We start from the raw sequence: 20,973 nt of genomic DNA, 5'->3' as shown, positions 1-20,973 counted from the left end.
GACATGCGCCGTCCCCAAACGGCGTGTGCGAGAATTACCATATGTCAGCCCTTGCTGATATGCCCGCCGAAACATCCGCCTCTTCTCGCCGACACAATRCCGAAACAGCGCCGATGCTATCTGCCGGCGCTGAAAATAAGCGGCGGCTAAATCAGCTGAAGCATTTTCGCAAAAACCGGATTGGAAAGGTTCGGAAATGGATTGGTACTCTCTCGTCAAGTTTCTGCACGTCATAGCCGCCGTCATCTGGGTCGGTGGCGGTTTCGCGCTCATGCTCCTTGCCGTTCGCGCCGACCGTGCCGGCGATGTCGGGGGCATGCTGCAGGCGATGCGTTCGGTTGGCGAACTCGGCAACAGGCTGTTTGCACCGGCATCGCTGGTAACCCTCGCGCTCGGCCTCATCATGTGCTGGTTCTGGGTCGGCTTCGGCGATCTCTGGATCATGATCGGGCTGGCCGGATATGTGACGACCTTCCTGATCGGCACGCTGGTGTTCAAGCCCACGGCCGACCGCATGGCCGCGATCATCGCACGCGACGGTGTAACGCCAGCCGCCCTCCATCAGGGCCGGCGCATCCTCAAGGTCGCGCGCTTCGACTATGCCATGATGCTGATCATCGTTGCCGACATGGTGCTGAAGCCGATGCCGTCCGACCTGCCGATCCAGCTGGCGATGGCTGCTGTCTTCGTCGTCGGTCTCTGGGCCGCCTTCGATGGCTTGCGTCCCTCGATGGCCGCCACTGTCTAACGCTCCAAGGCGGCGTCCGACAGGGTGCCGCCCTCGAAAACCGGCTACCCCTTGGCCATGTCGCGCAGGCGGAATTTCTGGATCTTGCCGGTCGAGGTCTTGGGGATCTCGGCGAAGATCACTGCTTTGGGCACCTTGAAGCGGGCAAGCAGGCCACGGCAGTGTTCGATGATCTCGGCTTCGGTCGCCGTCTTGCCGGGCTTGAGCTCGACATAAGCGACCGGCACCTCGCCCCATTTGTCGTCGGGCTTCGCCACGACCCCGCACGAGGCGACGGCGCCATGCTTATAGAGCGCGTCCTCGACCTCGATCGACGAGATGTTTTCGCCGCCAGAAATAATGATGTCCTTGGAGCGGTCCTTGATCTGGATGTAGCCGTCGGGATGCATCACGCCGAGATCGCCCGAGTGGAACCAGCCGCCGGCAAAGGCTTCGTCGGTGGCCTTCTTGTTCTTGAGGTAACCCTTCATGACAATGTTGCCGCGGAACATCACCTCGCCGATGGTCTCGCCATCGGCAGGCGTCTTTTCCATCGTTTCCGGGTCCATCACGGTCAGGTCTTCAAGCGCTGCATAGCGCACGCCCTGCCTGGCCTTCTTTGCCGTACGCGGTCCTTTTTCCAGTCCGTCCCATTCGCCATGCCATTCGTTGACGACGGCAGGTCCGTAGGTTTCGGTCAGGCCATAGAGGTGGGTGACGGCAAAGCCGGCATCGGCCATGCCCGAGAGCACCGCCTCGGGCGGCGGGGCGGCGGCGGTGTTGAAGGTGACGAGCTGCGGAAACTCCCGCTTTTCCTCGTCGCGGGCGTTGATCAACACCGACATCACGATCGGCGCTCCGCACAGATGCGTTACGCCAAGGTCGGCGATGGCATCGTAAATCGGCCTGGCGCGCACCCAGCGCAGGCAAACATGGGTGCCGGCCTGCACGGCCAGCGTCCAGGGAAAGCACCAGCCGTTGCAGTGGAACATCGGCAGCGTCCAGAGATAGACGGCGTGCTTGGCCATGCCGGCGTGGATGGTGTTGGTATAGGCCATCAGCGCAGCACCACGATGATGGTAGACCACGCCCTTGGGATTGCCTGTCGTGCCCGAGGTATAGTTGAGCGAGATCGCGTCCCATTCGTCGTCGGGCATCGACCAGGCGAAATTCTGGTCACCCGATGCGACGAAGTCCTCGTAGTCGATGGCGCCGATGCGTTCGCCCTTGGGGTAGGGGGCATCTGCGGGGTATTCGGGATCATCATAGTCGACCACCAGCGGCTTCACCGTGGCCAGCGCCAGCGCCTCCTTTACCACGCTTGAGAATTCGCGATCGACGATCAGAAGTTTTGTCTCCGCATGGTCGAGCTGGAAGGCAATGATCGCCGCATCGAGCCGCGTGTTGAGGGAATGAAGCACGCCCTTGGTCATCGGCACACCGAAATGCGCTTCCAACATCGGCGGCGTGTTGGACAGCATCACCRTTACCGTGTCGCCCTTGCCGATGCCTTGCTTGGCCAGTGCTGAGGCAAGCTTCAGTGAACGCTGCCACCATTGAAGATAGCTTGTGCGCTGGCTGCCGTGGATGATGGCCAATTGGTCGGGAAAGGTCTTGGCCGCGCGTTCGAGAAAGCTCAGCGGCGTCAGCGGCTGGTGATTGGCTGGGTTCTTGTCGAGGTGTTCCTCGTATTTTCCCATGACGTTTTCTCCCTTGTCGCTGCGAATCTAGTTCGCCCGAGCCCGGTCATCCTCACAGAAAGTCGACCACACCATCATAGAGCAATTTCAGCGCCACGATTGCCACCGTGGCGTAGGTGAAGGGGTAGAAGATCTCCGGCCGCATCCGCCTGACGAGCCAGGCTCCGGCGAGTGTCGCCAAGGGCGCTAGCGGCATCAGAGCCAGCGAGGCGGCGAGGTTGGCTGTGCCGAACTGGCCAAGCGCGAAGTAGGGCACCAGCTTGATGGCGTTTGTCACGGCAAAGAAGATGACGCTTGTGCCGGTGAGCACCTTTGGGTCCATCCTGAGCGGCAGCGTGTAGACCTGGAAGGGCGGGCCGCCGACATGGGCGACGAAGCTGGTGAAGCCGGCAATCGAGCCCCAGAAGGCGGCGGCGATGCGGTTCGGCTCGGCCTTGTGGTCGGCGCCGTGGCGGATGCTGGTGTAGAGCCAGCGCGCCACGAACGCGAAGGCGATGGCGCCGACGATGAAACGTACATTGTCGGCTGTCACCACCGATGCCGTCAGCCAGCCGATGCCGATGCCGATGATCGACCCCGGCAGCATTTGCCAGAGGATCGTGCGGTCAAAGACGCCGCGCCACGTCCACAGCGACACCACGTCCATCAAGATGAGAATCGGCAGCAGGATCGCCGCCGCCTGCACCGGCGAGATCACCAGCGCCATCAGCGGCACGCCGACAAACCCGACCGCACCGCCAAAGCCGCCCTTCGACAGGCCGACGAGAATCACCGCCGGCACGGCGGCGGCGTAAAACCATGGATCAAGCAGAAGCGAAGTCATGGGCGACCTTTCTCCCCGGAGATAGCTGGATCGCTGGATGTTGGCGAGTGCCGCGCCAATCTTTTGATATGCTTGGGCAGTGCCGCGCGTCCTGTTCAACGGCGGCACTTTGTTCTATGCCCCAATGCAAACATGATCGCCTTGCATAGGCGTCAAGCACCCGGATCGAAGAACATGAACGCAAACAAGCCGCCCAAACGCTGCCGCATCGTGCTGATCGCGCCGCCTACGGTTTCGCCCGGGGATGTCGAGGCGGCTTTGTCCGGCGGCGACGTCGCTTCACTCATCCTTCCGGGCGAGGGCGTCGATGAAGCCTCGTTCCAGAGCTTTGCCGAAAAGGTAGCCGTCGCCGCACGCGCGGCCGGCGTGGCCGTGGTCGTTGCTGGTGACACCCGCGTTGCCGGCCGCGTCCAGGCCGACGGCATTCATATCGAAGGCAAGAAGGCGGAGCTGGCCGAAGCCGTCGAACACTACCAGGAGCGCATGATGGTCGGCGTCGGCGGCGCCAAGACGCGCGACGATGCGCTCGAACTTGGCGAGGAGCGGCCCGATTACATCTTCTTTGGTCGCTTCGGTTACGACAACAAGCCTGAGCCGCATTCGCGCAACCTTTCGCTTGGCCAGTGGTGGGCCGAGATGATCGAGATTCCCTGCATCGTCATGGCCGGCTCCGACATCGCTTCAGTGCAGGCGGTTGCGGAAACAGGCGTCGAGTTTGTTGCCTTATCGTCGGCGGTGTTCGGCGAAGGCATCGACCCGCGCGAGGCGGTGGCCCGCGCCAATGCGCTGCTCGACGAAACCGCGCCGCGCTTCGAGGAGTAGCCATCAATGAATCGTTCGCGCTTTCTCGCCGCTTTGCTGTGCCTGGGCTTTGGGCTCGAGCCCGCGATTGCTGTCGAGAGCGCACCGATTCCGCCGTCCGACCATGGTGCGGTTCCTTCGCTCGGCAAGGTGATCGACCCCATCGATCCCAACCGCTTCGGCCCAGCGCCCATGCCGCTGGACAGGACGCCCGCGCCACTGCCAGCGCCTGTTGCCGCTCCGGCGCCGGCGGGAGCCCCCGATCTCGGTGCCAATCCGGCAGCCAAGGCGCCTGATGGCATCGACCCAAATCGTTTTGGCGGCAAGCCTTCCGATGAGGCATATGGCGCGTTCCAGCGTGGCCTCTACATGACGGCCTACAATCTGGCGCTGCCGCGCGCCGAGGCTGGCGATGCTGCCGCGCAGACCCTGGTGGCCGAAATCCTGTCGCGGGGCCTGGGCGTGGCGCGCAATGATGGCGAAGCGGCCAAATGGTACGAGCGCGCCGCCGAGCAAGGCGTTGCCGAAGCGCAGTTCCAGTATGCGTTGTTGCTGCTCGACGGGCGTTATGTCACCCGCGACGACAAGGCTGCCAGCGCCCTGATGCAGTCGGCGGCGGAAGCCGGCAACCGCCTCGCCCAGTTCAATTACGCCCAGATGCTGGTGCAGCGCGAGCCGGGGGGCAAGGGCCTGGAAAAGGCAGTTCCCTATTATGAACGGGCGGCGGCGACAGGGCTTGCGGATGCGCAATATGCCATGGCCGAGGTCTATGCCAACGGCGTTGGCGGCAAGCGCCGCGACGACAAGCAGGCACGCCTGCTGCTCGTGCGCGCCGCAAGGCAGAACTATGACTCGGCCCAGTTCGACCTCGGGCTTTGGATGGCCGACGGGCGCGGCGGCGAGCGTGATCTGAAGTCGGCTTTCGGCTGGATGAAGCTCGCGGCTGATGGCGGCAATGTTGCCGCCCAGAACCGTCTCGCTAAATTTTACATGGGCGGCATCGGCGTCGATCCCGATTCCATTCTCGCCGCGGCCTGGTACATCAATGCTCGGCGCGCCGGGCTTAATGATCCGGAGATGGACGACTTCTTGCGCGGCCTGACCGATGTCGAGATGAAACAGGCGCTGGAGCGCGCAAACCGCATTCGCTGATATCGCGAAAATCGCGACTTCTCTTGCCTAAAAAGCCGTTTTGTGGTCTTGGAGGCGCCGATAGCGCCCCTTCCGGCGCAAACCTCTCTTCCGGAACCCAACCATGGCCAAGATCAACGGCAACGAAATCCGTCCCGGCAACGTCATCGAGCATGACGGCGGCCTCTGGGTGGCGGTCAGGACCAATCACGTCAAGCCCGGCAAGGGCGGTGCATACAATCAGGTCGAACTGAAGAACCTCATCAACGGCACCAAGCTCAACGAGCGTTTCCGCTCGGCCGAGACGGTCGAAAAGGTCCGCCTCGAGCAGAAGGACTTCTCGTTCCTCTACGAGCAGGGCGATGCGCTGGTGTTCATGGACACTGCCAGCTACGAACAGCTCGAGCTGCTCAAGGATTTCGTCGGCGATCGCGCCGCGTTCCTTCAGGACGGCATGATGGTCACGGTCGAGCTTTATGACGAGCGTCCGATCGGTATCGCGCTGCCCGACCAGGTGACGCTGACGATCAGCGAAGCCGATCCGGTGGTGAAGGGGCAGACGGCTGCTTCGTCCTACAAGCCGGCAGTTTTGGAAAACGGCGTCCGCGTGCTTGTGCCGCCCTTTATTTCTTCGGGCGAGCGCATCATTGTCGACACCAACGAGCTCACCTACGTCCGCCGCGCGGACTGAGCACGGCAACGGAAAGTTCTAGATCATGGCGCGTTCAGCGATCCTAAATGTTATGGTGCAGGCCGCTATGAAGGCCGGCCGCTCGCTGTCTCGCGACTTCGGCGAAGTGCAAAACCTGCAAGTCTCGCTGAAAGGCCCGGGCGACTATGTCAGCCAGGCCGACCGCAAGGCCGAGGACATTTTGTTTGCCGAGCTGTCGAAGGGGCGCGCCGGCTACGGCTTCCTGATGGAAGAGCGCGGCGTTGTCCCCGGCGAGGACGACCAGCACCGCTGGATCGTCGATCCGCTCGACGGCACCACCAACTTCCTGCACGGCATTCCGGTGTTTTCGATCTCGATCGCGCTGGAACGTCAGGGCCAGATCGTCGCCGCGGTCATCTACAACCCGGCGATGGACGAGCTCTACACCGCCGAGCGCGGTGGTGGCGCCTTCCTCAACGATCGCCGCCTGCGCGTTTCCGGCCGCACCAAGCTGTCGGATGCCGTCATCGGCTGCGGCATGCCGCATCTCGGTCGCGGTCATCACGGCAACTTCCTGCTCGAACTGCGCAACGTCATGGGCGAAGTCGCGGGCATCCGCCGTCTCGGCTCGGCCGCACTCGATCTTGCTTACGTCGCTGCCGGACGCATGGACGGTTTCTGGGAAACCGCGCTGTCGCCTTGGGACGTCGCTGCCGGCATCCTTCTGGTGCGTGAAGCCGGCGGCTTTGTCTCCGACGACAAGGGCGGCCAGGACATGCTCGATGGCGGCTCGATTGTAGCCGGCAACGAAACCATCCACCGCGCGCTCATCAAGACGCTGAAGCGGCCGGTTACGCCGCGCTGATCCGCCGCGTCGCAGGCTTCTTGCCTTCGTTCCGTGCTGCTGCCCATATTAAGGGCCGCGCAGGGACGGATCATGACGGACAATCACCGCAAGCCTGAGATTGCTGTGCCCTTTGTCGGGCGCTTCACCCATTCGCGTGCGGAACTCATTGCCGACGGCATCGTCCATGCGATTGGCATCGTGCTTGCCGTCGCCGCCGGATCGGTGCTGCTGGCGATCTCCGCCTCCCACACCGCCACCGGCGAATATCTCGCCGCAGTGGTCTTCGTGGTGGCGCTGCTCACCGTGCTGTCGGTGTCGTGCGTCTACAATCTGTGGCCGATCTCGCCGGCAAAATGGGTGCTGCGCCGCTTCGACCATGCCGGCATCTACCTGCTGATCGCCGCGACCTACACGCCGTTCCTCGTCCAGCTAGACGATCGTGTCACTGCAAGCTTGATGGCCGGAATCGTCTGGTCGGCGGCCATCGCCGGCATGGCGATCAAGCTCTTCTTGCCCGGACGGCTCGACCGGCTGGCGATCGCCTTTTATCTCGCAATGGGCTGGAGCGGGGTCGTCATCCTGCGCCCGCTGATCGCCACCTTGCCATCCGCCACGCTGTGGCTGCTGTTTGCCGGCGGCATGGTCTATTCCTGCGGCGTGGTCTTCTACACTTGGCAGCGGCTGCGCTTCCAAAGTGCCGTCTGGCATAGCTTCGTCATCACCGGCGCTGGGTTGCATGTCGCGGCGATGATCGACCTCCTTGTGGTGGCGCGGCTCTGATTGCAACGCGATCGAAGGGGCGGGGCGCGCAAGCGTCTTTCATTTTCGTCACATTTCCGCTTACAGTCGTAGTCCACTAACGCATCGCGCCGAAACTTCCCAAAAGTGCGGCGCGTAGACTTCAAAGCGATGGAATCACCCATGCGCGTCCGAACGGATACGCGGGCTCCAATTGCAGGGAACTAGAACCGGGGCGCCGATGGCATTGTTGAAATCTCTCGGGGTGGGCAAAGGCTCCGATGTGCTGAACTACGATCCGCACCGCCTGTCCTCTCCGCAGGTGTTCCTGCTGACGATGATCATCTTCCTGGCGATTGTCGCYTTCATCGCGGCGATCCTGACGCGTCAGATCTCCAGCGCTTTCGTCACCAATCCCGGGCTCAATGGCCTGATCATCGGCGTGCTTGTCATCGGTATCGGGCTCGCCTTTGTCCAGGTCGGCCGCCTGTTCCGCGAAGTGCGCTGGGTCAACTCCTTCCGCGCCGGCTCCGAAGCCACGCACCCGGTGCTGCTCGCGCCGATGAAGGCGATGCTTGGCCGTTCCTCGGCGATGGCGCTGTCAACCAACTCGATGCGGACGATGCTCGATTCCATCGCCACCCGTCTCGACGAAAGCCGCGATGTCTCGCGTTATCTCGTTGGCCTGCTGGTCTTCCTTGGCCTGCTTGGCACCTTCTGGGGCCTGCTGGGGACCATCGGTTCGATCGGCGAAACCATCCAGTCGCTCGATCCCGGCACGGGCGACGCCTCTGCCGTGCTCGAATCGCTGAAGGCTGGCCTTGCAGCACCTCTGCAAGGCATGGGCACGGCGTTCTCGTCGTCGCTGTTCGGCCTCTCCGGCTCCTTGGTGCTCGGCTTCCTCGACCTCCAGGCCGGGCGCGCCCAGACGCGTTTTTACACCGAGTTGGAAAACTGGCTCTCCAGCGTGACCGACCTATCCTCCGACATGGTCGTAGCTGATGCCAAGAACGACTCTTCCGACGAAATCCGCGTGCTGTCCGAGCGCTTGCGCAACATGCAGGAGCACGGCGGGTCGAACCCGCGCGTTGCCGCTGCCATGGCCAATCTGGCCGACGGCATCTCCGGCCTGGTCAAGAACATGCGCTCCGAGCAGCAGATCATGCGCGACTGGGTCGAGGCGCAGTCGGACGAGCAAAAGGCGATGCGCATTACGCTGGAAAAGATCGCCGACGCCCTGAAGAAGGAAGGGGTGCACTAAGGTGGCATTGGCGCGCGGGCGGCGCGGCGACCGCCGCATCGACTATTGGCCCGGTTTCGTCGACGCTTTGTCGACGCTGCTTTTGGCCATCATGTTCCTTCTCTCGGTCTTCGTGCTGGCGCAGTTTCTGCTCAGCCGCGAAATCTCGGGCAAGGACCAGGTGCTGACCCGGCTCAATTCGCAGATCAATGAGTTGACCCAGCTTTTGGCGCTCGAACGCTCCAACACCCAGGACACCGAGGATGCGCTCGCCAATCTGCAGGCGTCCCTGTCGGCTGCCGAGAGCGAGAAAAGCCGGCTTGAGCAATTGCTCTCCCAAGGCTCGGGCGCCGGTGCCGAGGCCAACGCGCGCATTGGTTCGCTGACCGGAGAGCTCGAAGGTGAGCGCCAGATCAGCCAGCGCGCACTCAGCCAGGTCGAGTTGCTCAACCAGCAGATCTCGGCCCTGCGCCGGCAGATCGGCGCGCTCGAAGACGCGCTCAACGCTTCAGAGACCCGCGACAAGGAATCCAATACCAAGATCGCCGATCTCGGGCGCCGCCTGAACGTCGCATTGGCCCAGCGCGTGCAGGAACTCAACCGTTACCGTTCCGACTTCTTCGGCCGCCTGCGCGAGATCCTGTCCGACCGCGAAAACATCCGCATTGTCGGCGATCGTTTCGTGTTCCAGTCGGAAGTCTTGTTTCCGACCGGCTCCGAGCAGATCAACGAGGCCGGCAAGGGCGAGATGAAAAAACTCGCCGACGCCATCTTGGAGCTGCAGAAGGAAATCCCGCCGGAGATCAACTGGGTGCTGCGTGTCGATGGTCACACCGACAACATCCCGCTGTCCGGCACGGGCCGCTATCGCGACAATTGGGAGCTGTCTTCGGCGCGCTCGACCTCGGTGGTCAAGTTCCTGATCGAAAACGGCGTTCCGGCCAACCGTCTCGTCGCAGCTGGCTTTGGCGAGTTCCAGCCGCTTGACGAAAGCGACACCGCCGAGGCACGTTCCAAGAACCGCCGTATCGAACTCAAGCTCACGGAACGGTGAATCAAGATTTCGTGAACGAATTGGCCATTTGTACATAGGGCATCGGCTCGATGTTTCCAGCCCTGACTGGGGTAGATCGAGTAAACTCCAAAATTACTTTTTCTTAATTTTGCTCCGGCCTCCGCCAGATCTATAATCCGGGTTCAAGTCCGGGAAACGCCGATGACGGCCTCCCACCACGACTCGACGCTTCTTGACGGACAGCTAGCGCTGTGGCGGTTCGCCGCCCGGCATTTTCAGGAGTCGCAACAATGCGCTCTATGGCATTTACAGCGATTTTAGCTGCAGTCCTCGTTTCCGCTCCTATGGCCACCGCATTCGCGCGCGGTGGACACGATCACGCCGGCGGTGGTCACGAACGGTCGCATTCGCGTGAAGCATCACAGAGCCTGGGCGAAAACGACAATACCGGGTCGCAACTGCCGATCTCCGGCCAGCCGCGCTCGGCTTGCATGCCGGGGCATGCTGCCTGGTATTGTGCGCCGACGTCGCGGTGATCTGCCGGGTTTCGGCCTGCGCCGAAACCCATAACAACAAGGTGCTGATCAAAAKCTGTATCTGTATATGAACCAATTGGAGGGGGCTGCCATTGTGGTAGTCTCCTCCTTGTCGTTCGGGCACTTGATGGCGATGCCTGAAGACTTCCAGGGCAGCACTGGTCACTCGCGCCAACAACCGCCGCATCGATATCAAGCTCACCTCACGCCAGATCAAGATTTCGTGTGAAACGTGCCTGCCCCATGTGTGGCTGGTTTGTGGCCAGTGTGCCGCAATCGTGGTCCTTGTGGCGGATCCAAAAATTATTTTTTCTTAATTATGCTTCGTTCGGAGCGTGACCTAGACTCCAGATGCAGTCCGAGAAACGCCGGCGATGGCCTCCCACCGTGACTCGACGTTTCTAGACGGATCGCAATGCTGGGGCGAAAGCCGCCCCACAGTTCTAGGAGACGCAAGACATGCGCTCTATGATGTTCAAGGCGGCGCTTGCCGCACTCCTCATCTCCGCTCCGATGGCCTCCGCCCTTGCAAGGGACCATGAGATGGGGCCCCAGACTCAAGGTTCCCCTAGTGGCGGTGATGTCACGGGTTCGCAATTGCCAATTTCAGGACAGCCACAGGTCCACCCGGTTGGCGTTATCCTCACCGAACTGCGCAATGACGACGCCCGCATTGCCAACGATCGGCATATGAAGCGGATCAGCACAGCCGAGGCGCGCCAACTCAGGGGCGAGGACGCAGCGATACGCCGAACTGCCGTGAGCGACGCAGGCTATGGCGGCATGTTGTCTGCAGGTACGTACAGTCAGCTTCAGTCGGAGGTCTCCAGCCTCGATGGCCAGATCAGCCACGACGCCGGCCGCTGACAACCAGTGAATTTCCAAGCCTTGCGCCCTCGGAGCGATCCGGGGGCGCACTTTTTGCGTCGGCTACCAGCCAAGCCAAAGTGCGCGCAACTTGCCGTCCCCGCAAGGGCTGGTCCATTCGAACTGTCTTGCGATTGTGACCGGATTGGTATCCTCTCGCCGCGATTTTGAGACAGAGGAATCACCATGTCCTTCGCAAAGCTCGACGAACTCGGCCGCAAGCTCGAAGCGCTGGAACACGCGCTTGCCATTTTGGGTGCCGACGAGGCGACGCACATGGCTGTTGGAGGTGGCGCCAAGCGCGCGGAGGCGCTTTCGGCACTCGCCGGCATGCACCACCGCCAGGCCACCGCGCCCGAGATCGCCGACTGGATCGATGCCGCCGAGACGGAGGCACTGAACGAAGAACAGGTTTTCGCCCTGCGCGAATTCCGCCGCCAATACACCAACATGACCTGTCTGCCGTCGGAGTTCGTCGAACGCCAGACCTCCGCCCGGCTTCGCTCGGAACAGCTGTGGCGCGACCTGCGCGCCAAGAACGACTGGGCTGGTTACCAGCCGGCGCTCGAAGGCATCGTGGCGCTTGTCCGCGAGGAAGCGGCCCTGCGTTCCGAAGCGCTTGGCCTCGCCCCCTACGACGCGCTGATGGAGCAATATGATCCGGGCAACCGCACTGCGGATATCACGCCTGTTTTCACCGACCTCAAGGCCTTCCTGAAAGACTTCGTGCCCGAAGCATTGGCCGTCCAGGCAGAGCGTCAGGCGAAAACCCCGGTGCGCGCATTGTCCGGCATCTACGCCATCGAGCGCCAGCGCGAACTTGGGCTTGCCATGATGGGCGCTGTCGGTTTCGACCTGACGCGCGGCAGCCTGTCGGTGTCGCACCACCCCTTCTGCGGCGGCGTGCCGTCCGACGTGCGCATCACCACGCGCTACAAGACCTCCGATTTCCTGTCCGCGCTGATGGGGGTGCTGCACGAGACCGGCCATGCGCTTTACGAGCAGAACCTGCCCGAGGCCTGGTCACACTGGCCGCTTGGCAAGGCGCGTGGCATGGCCGTGCATGAGAGCCAGAGCCTGTTCGTCGAAAAGCAGCTTGGCCGCAATCCGTCCTTCTGGCGCTGGGCGCTGCCCTTGGTCGAACAGCACCTTGGCGAGCGCTGGTCGATGGACGAAATCCTGCCGCATGTGCACCATGTCGAGCGCGGCCTGATCCGCGTCGACGCCGACGAGGTCACTTATCCGCTGCATGTCATCCTGCGCTACGAGCTGGAGCAGGAGCTTGTCTCGGGCCGCCTGTCGGTGTCGGACCTGCCCGAGGCATGGGATGCCAAGATGCGCGAATATCTTGGCCTGTCGACCATCGACAACCCGGCCGACGGCCCGATGCAGGACGTGCACTGGCCAAGTGCCGCCTTCGGCTATTTCCCGTCCTATACACTGGGCGCGATGATGGCGGCCCAGCAATGGGCAGCACTGAGCAAGGCGCATCCTTTGGTCGACGATGAGATCGCGCGCGGCCATTTCGAGACGGTCAACAACTGGCGCCGCGACAACATCTGGTCGCAGGCATCGCTGTGGTCGACGCCCGAACTGCTCGAACGCGCCACCGGCGAAAAGCTCAATGCAGTGCATTTCACCACGCATCTGAAGAAGCGCTACGGGGCCTGATTGATCCTCCTCGCCGGTTCGCTGCGGACAAGCTGCCCCTTACCCTTGCCCTTCCCCATGAGGGACGGGGAGAGAGCGTTAGCGTTGCGGCAGTGTCTCTTCTCCCCGTCATTCACGGCGAGAAGGTGTCGACAGGCGGATGAGGGGCGCACAAGATCCTTGATCCCCAGAACGGCCCGCTGATCGCCGTCCGCCTCAACGTGCGGACAGGCAAGACCTTGGGCGGCTGGGCGCCGATGACGAACCCGTCCCCGGCCTCTATGCGTCGGGCGAGGTCGCCGGCTTCGGCGGCGGTGGCTATCACGGCTACAACGCGCTCGAAGACGCATTCCTCGGCGGCTGCATCTTCTCCGACCGCAGCGCCGGCAGGCACGTGGCGCGGTAGTCCAGCTACCCCTGGCTGCAGCGGTGCATCGGCGGCCGTAGCGTCTCGTGCCATTGACCGTGCGTGGCCGCTTGTGGTGCCGAGGCACCGTGTGCCGTTTCTCGGCCATGCCGTGTCGAACTACGCCACCTGCCGTATTTTCATTACCGTTTGCGCAATCTAAAAATTCGGCCGCCATCTGCCAAGCAGGCTGCGCCGGCATTGTAAGCGACGCGGCGGCGGGAGCTGGATGATGCTGTGGGTTCAATGGGCACTGTGACAGTTTGCCGGCACAGCGAGCAATGGGGCATCATGYGATTCATAATTAAGGTACTTCTCGCAACGACGGCCCTTTCAACCGCTTGTGAGATTGAACGTTTCCCGATATCGGCGCAGCGGCGGATGTCGGGATGGCGCGGCATTGGGCGCGCCGGCGTGCTGCTTGCGCGAGCGACGGCGGGCGCGAACAAAGCGGCGCTGGCCAGCATGCCGGTGCTAGTCATACTGATCGGCACGCTGTCTGCCGCTCAGGCGGGTGGCCCCATTACCAGCGGCGGCGGTGCGGGCGGCGGCGGTCCGGACTGGCCCGGTGCGGTAGTCCTCGGCGGCGCAGGCGGTGTCGGTGGCGGCGGCGGTGGCGCCGGCGCCAGTTCATCCGCTCACCCCGGACACGCGGGCGGGGCCGGTGGCGATGGCGGTCTGCCCGGCCAGGACAGCGGCGTTGCCAATAACGGTACTCCTGGAAAAGGTGGTGCTGCTGGCGGCCGCGGCAACCCATGGGAGGGTGGCGGCGGCGGCGGTTCGGCACCGCTTAATTCGTCGTCGGGACCAGGTACTGGCGGTACTGGCGGGGCGGGCGGATCAGGCAATTACTGGCCGTCCAATTGGCAGCAGTATCCGGGTCTCTCTTCCTGGGGCGGAGCCGGGGAAAATGGCCAATCCGGCGATGTTTCCTGGGGCTGGGGTAGCGGCGGGGGCGGCGGCGGGGCCGGTGTCTATTTGTCCGGCGCGTCAACATTTTCGCTGCCCCGGTATCTTGTCACTGGCGGCAAGGGAGGAGAATTCGGTTTCGGCGGCGGCGGCGGTGGCGTCGGTCTTGTCCTCCAGTATTTCTCGGACATCTTCAACAATGACGGTGCCATCATCGAAGGCGGTGCCGGCGGGGCAGGTGGCTACGGCGGCGGCGGTGGCGCCGGCCTCTTCCTTGTTGACGGAGGCAGCCTCACCAATCGCAGCGGCTCGATTACCGGCGGGCAGGGTGGCGTTGCGATCGTGTTTACAACGGATCCAGGTGCCGGTGGCGCTGGTGGCGCAGGTGTGCTCGCCAATGGGGGAAGGCACCTCAATCAGGCCATGATCGTTGGAGGGGCTGGTGCCGAAGGCCCCAGCCGCGGTGGCGACGGTGGCGCCGGCATCCGCATGTATGGCGCTCCGGGCTGGGACAGGGACGTTGCAATCGCTAACGAGGCCAGCGGTACGATCACCGGCGGTGATGGTGGCAAGTCGGATTACTTAGGCACCTTCACCAAAGGCGGCGGCGCCGGTGGCGACGGTATCGTCTTCGAGAACAATCCAGGCTCTGCCCAGATCAGCAATTCCGGCACCATCACAGGTGGCAATGGCGGGGTCTATGGAATGGATGCCGGTACCACGAGCCAATGGCATGGCGCCGGGGGCGTGGGCGTACGCATTACAGCCAATGACCTGTGGCTGAGCAATTCCGGCACGATTTCGGGCGGCCTCAACGGCGATGGTACGACCCGCGCCAACGCAGTCGAACTGACAGGCAACAACAACACACTCGTCATCTTCAGCGGTTCCATCTTCAACGGCAACGTTGTGGCTCAGGGCACCGGCAACGGCTTTCTCCTCAACGGTTCGGATTCCGCCATATTCGACCTCTCCCGTATCGGCCCGTCCGGCCCGTTCCAGGGTTTCGAGCGTTTCGAGAAGGGCGGTAGCGGCACCTGGACATTGAGCGGCATCGGAACACAGGACTGGACGGTGGGTGGCGGCACGCTGCGGGCCGGCAACGCAGGCGCCTTTGGCGTCAGCCGCGCATATACCGTCAATGGCGGAATACTCGACCTGAATGGCTACAACCTCATCATGTCGGCGCTGTCGGGTAGCGGCGGCACAGTGGATATGGGGGCGGTTGGTCTTACCGTCGATCAGAACGCCAATACCAGCTATCGGGGCACGCTGACCGGCGCGGGCGGTCTGACCAAGACCGGCACCGGCACGCTAACGCTATCGGGCGTCAACACCTACGCCGGCGGCACCAAGATCGAAGCTGGCACTGTCAATGTTGCCGCAACCGGTGCGCTAGGCAGCGGACAGGTGACCGTCGGCCCATCCAGTGCGGGGAATCTTACTACACTGAATTTTGCGAACGGCACCAGCGCCGGCTCGCTTCATTTTACCGCCGCCTCGAGCAATGACCCCAACGTCGGTGATGGCGGTTCCATCCGGTTTTTGGCGGGTAGTACCGCGTCGACCGCGACAATCAATGTCAATTGGTACGCTTCCGTCGAATTCGCAGGTGCCACCGCCGGGTCATCTACCATCACAAACGCCTCGGGCAAGGTGGCCTTTTCCCAGGATGCCACTGCTGGTCAGGCCGTTATCACCAACAGCGGCGACGGTGGCACGGTTTTCGAATCCAACGGCTCGGCCGGGCGGGCCAACATCACCAACGAAGCAGGTACCAACACGACCTTCCAGGACGACGCGACGGCGGACCAGGCCACGATCGTCAACAATCGCGGCGACACCATCTTCCGCAATGCAAGCCGCGCCGGACAGGCCAGAATCATCAACAATTCAAGCGGGCGCGTGTTGTTTCGCCACACCGCAACCGCCGACACCGCGTCGATCACCAACAATTCACGAGGCCTCGTTGACATATCGCGCCTCACCGCCTCGGGGCTGTCGATCGGTTCACTTCAGGGCGCCGGCGATGTCTTGCTTGGTTCAAAGCAGCTGACTCTTGGCGGTCTGAGCGGCAGCCAGTTGATCGAGGGTATGATACAGGACGGAGGTGACGGCGGCGGCACCGGCGGCAAGCTGGTCAAGACCGGCACCGGCACATTGACCCTTTCCGGTACCAGCACCTACACAGGCGGCACGAGCGTCGAGGCCGGCACGCTGGTCGTTGGCGTCGGCGGCGTTGGTTCGATCCTCGGCCCGGTCGAGGTCAAGTCGGGCGCCCGGCTCGGCGGCACCGGTGCCATCGGCGGCAATGTCACGGTCAATGCCGGTGCCACTCATGGCGCCGGCAATTCTGTCGGCACCCAGACGATCAACGGCAACTATGCCAATCACGGCGTGTTCGAGGTCGAGGCGACGCCATCAGGCACCGACAGGCTCAACGTCAACGGCACCGTCGACATTTCGGGGGCTGCGCTCAACCTGCTGTTGTCGCCGCCCACCAGCGCCGCATGGAACGTGCTCAACGGCCCCTTCGTGCTGATCGCCAATGACGGCACGGAGGCGGTAGCCGGCACCTTCGCCTCCGTTGGTGACCTCAACAAGCTGGTCTTCCTCGACCACCACATCAATTACACCGGTGGCGACGGCAACGACGTGACGTTGTCGCTAAGCCGCAACGACATTTCGGTCGGCGATGTCGGCCAAAGCCGCAACCAGATTGCATCAGGCTCGGCGGTGGACGGCCTCGCCCTGAACAATCCGATCCGCGCCGCCTTGATCCTGTCGACCGGCGAAAACCAGGTGCGGGCTGCACTCAACGCGCTCTCCGGCGAGGTCCATGCCTCGCTTTCGGGCAGCTTCATCGAGGCCAGCGGCCAGCTGCGCGATGTCGCCTCCAACCGCATCTGCTCGGCATTCGGTGATGTTGCAGCATCGTCGCTACCAGTCATGGCCTATGGCGAAGGCGGTGCCGAATTCGTCGCCGCCGACAGCGACCGCTTCGTCGCCTGGGGCCAGGCGCTCGGCAACTGGCGTTCGGTCGACGGTGACGGCAACGCCGCCGGTTTCGAGCAGAACACCGGTGGCATGCTTGCCGGTGGCGATACTTTCGTTGGCGACGGCTTAAGGCTCGGCTTGCTCGCCGGTTACAGCCGCACCAGTTTCGACGCCGACGGTCGCGCCTCGTCCGGTTCGAGCGACAACTTCCATCTCGGTGCTTATGGCGGTCGCGACTGGGGTGCGCTTGGCCTGCGTGCCGGGGTTGCCTACAGCTGGCACGCCGTTGAAACCAGCCGCAACGTGTCGTTCCCCGGCCTGAGCGAAACACTGAATGCCGATTACGACGCCGGCACCGCGCAGGCCTTTGTCGAGGCGGGCTACCGGGTCGAAAAGGGCCGGCTCGCCTTCGAGCCGTTCGCCGGCCTCGCTTACGTAAGCACCTCGACCGACGCATTTTCCGAGACGGGCGGAGCAGCAGCCCTTTCAAGCGCACACACGAGTTTCAATGCCACCACCACGACGCTCGGCCTGCGTGCTGCAACCGACGTCAGCCTTGGTGACACCACCGCCGCTGTCCGCGGTGGGCTGGGCTGGCGCCACGCCTTCGGCGACGTCAACCCGAGCAGCATTGTTGCCTTTGCCGGCAGCGACAGCTTCGCCGTCTACGGCACGCCGATCGCCCGCAATGCCCTGCTGCTCGAAGCCGGGTTCGACGTCGCGATCTCGCCCAAGGCCAGCCTTGGCCTGAGCTACACCGGCCAGATCGCCAACAGCGCGCAGGAACATGGCGTCAACGCCGGCCTGGTGGTGAAGTTCTAGGCTTGTACTCTGGCGATTGACGATGCCGGCCATTTTGCCGAATGTGCCGGTTCTTTGACGTCACTTTTGCCGCGAGTTGCTTTGATGAACATGCCAGTTGCTCAATACCGCACCGTTCCGCTGCCCGACTACCAGGAAATACCGGTCGAGGAGATGCGTGCCGGCGCGCAGTCGTTCTACGACGAGATCAGGACGCGCCACACCGTGCGTGATTTCTCGACGCGGCCGGTGCCGCGCGATATCATCGAGACCTGCATCATGGCTGCCGGCACGGCGCCCAACGGCGCCAACCACCAGCCCTGGCACTTCGCCGTCATCGGCGACGGCGATATCAAGCGCCGGATCCGCGAGGCGGCGGAGGTCGAGGAACGCGCCTTCTACGAGGGCCGTGCCGGCGAGGAATGGCTCAAGGCCCTGGCGCCGCTCGGAACCGATGCGTCAAAACCGTTCCTGGAAGAGGCGCCGTGGCTGATCTGCGTCTTCGGTGAGCGCAAGAGCCGTTCGGCGGATGGTGTGACGCGCAAGAACTACTACGTGCCGGAATCGGTCAGCATCGCCACCGGCTTCCTGATCGCGGCACTGCACCGCGCCGGTCTCGCCACGCTTACGCACACGCCCAATCCGATGAGCTTCCTCAACGAGATCTGCGGCCGCGACCCGCACGACAAGCCCTACATCCTGATGGTTGTTGGCTACCCCAAGGAAGGTGCCACGATTCCCGTGCACGCCATGGACAAGCGCCCGCTGTCGGAGATCGCGACGTTTTTGTGAGGGCTGGCCAGCCTACTCCGCGGCGCCCTTGAAGGCGTCGGCGCCGGCGTCGAACTGCAGCTTGGCCAGGCGCGCATAGATGCCGCCCTTGGCGACAAGGCTCTGGTGCGTGCCTTCCTCGACGATCGCGCCGCCGTCCATGACCAGGATGCGGTCGGCCTTGAGCACGGTCGCCAGCCTATGCGCGATCACGATCGTGGTGCGGCCCTGCATCAGGTGCTCGAGCGCGATCTGCACTTGTCTTTCGCTGTCGGCGTCGAGCGCGGAGGTCGCTTCATCGAGCAGCAGGATCGGCGCGTCGCGCAAGATGGCGCGCGCGATGGCGATGCGCTGGCGCTGGCCGCCGGACAGCGTCACGCCGCGTTCGCCGACTTGCGTTTCGTAGCCGTCCTGTAGCTTTTCGATGAAGCCGTCGGCAAGGGCTGCCTTGGCCGCGGCCTCGATCTTGGCGCGAGATGCGCCGGGCCGGCCAAAGCCGATGTTTTCTGCCGCCGTACTGGCGAATATGGTGACGTCTTGCGGCACGATCGCGATGCGGTCGCGCACGGCTTGCGGATCGGCCTTCTGGAGGTCGACGCCGTCGATCAGGACCGCGCCGGCCTCGGGATCGTAGAACCGCAGCAACAGCGAGAAGACGGTGCTCTTGCCCGCTCCTGACGGGCCGACGATGGCCACCGTCTCGCCTGGCTTTACCGTGAAGCTCAGACCGTGCACCGCGGCCCGGTCGGGCCGGACAGGGTAGGAGAAGGTCACGTCGCGGAATTCGATCGCGCCACTGCTTTTGGCCGGCAGGGCGACCGGCGAGGCCGGTGCGGCGACAGTCGGCTTTTCAGCCAGGATCTCGGTGATGCGTTCGGCGGCACCGGCAGCCGAACTCAAATCACCCCAGACTTCCGACAGGCTGCCCATGGCGCCGGCTGCGAACACCGAATAGAGCAGGAACTGGCCGAGCGTGCCTGGCGACAATGTGCCTTCGAGTACGTCGCGCGAGCCGAACCACAGCACCGCCACGACCGAAGCGAAAATGATGAAGATCGCAAAAAAGGTCAGCACCGCGCGCGCCAGCACCGAGGAGCGGGCGGCGGCGAAGGCCGTCTCGACAGCGGCGGCAAACTTACCCGTGACCAGTCTTTCATTGGTGAAGGCCTGAAGCGTGCGGATCGCTCCGATCTGCTCGCTGGCGAAGGCTGTGGCGTCGGCAAGCGTATCCTGCGCTGCGCGCGACTTGCGCCGCACCGAGCGCCCGAAGGCGACCAGGGGCACCACGACCAGCGGGATGGCGGCAATCACAAGGCTGGACAGCTTGGGGCTCGTTACCACCATCATGGTGAGCGCGCCCAGGCACAATATGAGGTTGCGCAGCGCGACTGATGCCGTGGCACCTACGGCCGACTTGATCTGGGTGGTGTCGGCGGTGAGCCGCGAGACGATCTCGCCCGACATCGCCGTGTCGAAGAAGGCGGGAGACAGCGAGGTGACATGGGAAAAGACGTCGCGGCGGATGTCGGAGACGACGCGCTCGCCCAGCGTGATGACGAAATAGTAGCGGCAGGCCGAGGCCAGTGCGAGCAAGGCGGCAATCCCCACCAGCATGGCGAAATATTTGGCGATGAAGTTCGAATCGGCGCTGGAGAAGCCGTGATCGATCATCCGGCGCACGGCGATCGGCAGCGTCAGCGTGGTGACGGCGGCGGCCACCAGCGAAATGATCGCGCCAACCACCAGCCTGGGATAGCGGTAGAGATAGGGCGAGAGCCGGCTCAGCGGGCGCAGCGAACGCCGGCGCTCTTGGGTTGCGGCCGTTGTGGTGTTCGCCATCGTGTTTCCTTCTCGGTCGCGGCCCATTTGCCGGCTGCGCGGCCTTGTGATTCGAAATCGGCTGATGTATAGGCACGCCGACCGTTTCTGAAGCCGTGGCCTATCTAGCCGTGGCTTCGAATTTTCGAAAGAGGCGCATCGCCGCAGGATACCTGCGCAAGCCGCGCCATGACAGCAGGAACAGAGCGATGAAAGCCTCCATCCATCCCGACTACCACGCCATCAAGATCGTCATGACCGATGGCACCGACTACATGACCCGCTCCACCTGGGGCAAGGAAGGCGATACGATGAACCTCGATATCGATCCGTCCACGCACCCGGCCTGGACCGGCGGCCACCACAACCTGCTCGATCGCGGCGGCCGTCTGTCGAAGTTCAAGAAGCGCTACGAAGGCCTCGGCATCTAAGCCGACCCGTTTCGCTTGTTATCAAGAACCCGCCCTTGTGGCGGGTTTTTTGTTGCTTGAAGCAGGGCGCTTTTGCTGCCCCTCATCCCCCTGCCGGGACCTTCTCCCCGTGA

The 20,973-nt window shown here is 63.4% G+C and carries 16 protein-coding genes and 1 pseudogene; 14 read left to right on the top strand and 3 right to left on the bottom strand.

The genetic code is table 11. The features are described 5' to 3' along the window. The first annotated feature begins 196 nt into the window (after positions 1-196). A complete protein-coding gene (locus AC1DWF_RS19910) occupies positions 197-748 on the top strand; it encodes a DUF2269 family protein (RefSeq protein WP_476782366.1) in 552 nt (183 codons plus the stop codon). A gap of 44 nt (positions 749-792) precedes the next feature. Here AC1DWF_RS19910 and AC1DWF_RS19905 read toward each other — a convergent pair whose 3' ends face one another. Next, the gene (locus AC1DWF_RS19905; protein WP_476841963.1) at positions 793-2,427 is read right to left on the bottom strand and encodes an acyl-CoA synthetase; all 1,635 of its coding nucleotides are present in this window, start codon (positions 2,425-2,427) and stop codon (positions 793-795) included. A 52-nt stretch (positions 2,428-2,479) separates the two neighbouring features. Further along, a complete protein-coding gene (locus AC1DWF_RS19900; protein WP_476781903.1) occupies positions 2,480-3,250 on the bottom strand; it encodes a sulfite exporter TauE/SafE family protein in 771 nt (256 codons plus the stop codon). Positions 3,251-3,424: 174 nt separating this feature from the next. On the opposite strand from AC1DWF_RS19900, the gene AC1DWF_RS19895 reads away from it, so the two are divergent. The 12 genes and pseudogenes from AC1DWF_RS19895 (at position 3,425) to AC1DWF_RS19840 (ending at position 18,632) form a co-directional block, all read left to right on the top strand. Beyond that, entirely contained in the window at positions 3,425-4,072 is a 648-nt protein-coding gene (locus tag AC1DWF_RS19895) for a thiamine phosphate synthase (RefSeq protein WP_476788177.1), read from the top strand. A 6-nt stretch (positions 4,073-4,078) separates the two neighbouring features. Further along, a complete protein-coding gene (locus AC1DWF_RS19890) occupies positions 4,079-5,203 on the top strand; it encodes a tetratricopeptide repeat protein (RefSeq protein WP_476781905.1) in 1,125 nt (374 codons plus the stop codon). Between the two features lie 103 nt (positions 5,204-5,306). After that, positions 5,307-5,873: an elongation factor P gene (efp, locus tag AC1DWF_RS19885; protein WP_476788178.1), complete on the top strand. Its 567-nt coding sequence runs from the start codon at positions 5,307-5,309 to the stop codon at positions 5,871-5,873. A gap of 25 nt (positions 5,874-5,898) precedes the next feature. Beyond that, positions 5,899-6,699 (top strand): inositol monophosphatase family protein, encoded by an 801-nt coding sequence (locus AC1DWF_RS19880; protein WP_476781907.1) that lies wholly within the window; start codon positions 5,899-5,901, stop codon positions 6,697-6,699. Positions 6,700-6,771: 72 nt separating this feature from the next. Continuing rightward, complete coding sequence (trhA, locus tag AC1DWF_RS19875; RefSeq protein WP_476781908.1) at positions 6,772-7,461, top strand: PAQR family membrane homeostasis protein TrhA; 690 nt, start codon at positions 6,772-6,774, stop codon at positions 7,459-7,461. 199 nt (positions 7,462-7,660) lie between these two features. Then, positions 7,661-8,680, top strand: a complete 1,020-nt coding sequence (locus AC1DWF_RS19870) for a MotA/TolQ/ExbB proton channel family protein (protein ID WP_476788179.1) — start codon at positions 7,661-7,663, stop codon at positions 8,678-8,680. Between the two features lies 1 nt (position 8,681). Beyond that, positions 8,682-9,713 (top strand): peptidoglycan -binding protein, encoded by a 1,032-nt coding sequence (locus tag AC1DWF_RS19865; protein ID WP_476781910.1) that lies wholly within the window; start codon positions 8,682-8,684, stop codon positions 9,711-9,713. Positions 9,714-10,669: 956 nt separating this feature from the next. Continuing rightward, positions 10,670-11,077, top strand: a complete 408-nt coding sequence (locus tag AC1DWF_RS19860) for a hypothetical protein (protein ID WP_476781911.1) — start codon at positions 10,670-10,672, stop codon at positions 11,075-11,077. A 186-nt stretch (positions 11,078-11,263) separates the two neighbouring features. Then, complete coding sequence (locus AC1DWF_RS19855) at positions 11,264-12,748, top strand: carboxypeptidase M32 (RefSeq protein WP_476781912.1); 1,485 nt, start codon at positions 11,264-11,266, stop codon at positions 12,746-12,748. Between the two features lie 149 nt (positions 12,749-12,897). Further along, positions 12,898-13,133 (top strand): annotated as a pseudogene (locus tag AC1DWF_RS19850) (FAD-binding protein); the annotation flags it as partial. Between the two features lie 381 nt (positions 13,134-13,514). Then, positions 13,515-17,861, top strand: a complete 4,347-nt coding sequence (locus AC1DWF_RS19845; protein ID WP_476781913.1) for an autotransporter domain-containing protein — start codon at positions 13,515-13,517, stop codon at positions 17,859-17,861. A 90-nt stretch (positions 17,862-17,951) separates the two neighbouring features. Continuing rightward, a complete protein-coding gene (locus tag AC1DWF_RS19840) occupies positions 17,952-18,632 on the top strand; it encodes a nitroreductase family protein (protein WP_476781926.1) in 681 nt (226 codons plus the stop codon). Positions 18,633-18,644: 12 nt separating this feature from the next. On the opposite strand, the gene AC1DWF_RS19835 is transcribed toward AC1DWF_RS19840, so the two are convergent. Beyond that, on the bottom strand, positions 18,645-20,450 hold the full coding sequence (locus AC1DWF_RS19835) for an ABC transporter transmembrane domain-containing protein (protein ID WP_476781914.1): 1,806 nt from the start codon (positions 20,448-20,450) through the stop codon (positions 18,645-18,647). Positions 20,451-20,638: 188 nt separating this feature from the next. On the opposite strand from AC1DWF_RS19835, the gene rpmE reads away from it, so the two are divergent. Beyond that, positions 20,639-20,860: a 50S ribosomal protein L31 gene (rpmE, locus tag AC1DWF_RS19830; RefSeq protein WP_476781915.1), complete on the top strand. Its 222-nt coding sequence runs from the start codon at positions 20,639-20,641 to the stop codon at positions 20,858-20,860. The last annotated feature ends 113 nt before the right edge of the window (positions 20,861-20,973 follow it).

Source organism: Aminobacter sp. P4_D5 (assembly GCF_056401815.1).
Note: the sequence above shows the minus strand (reverse complement) of the source record. Positions and strands in the feature narration are given on the sequence as shown.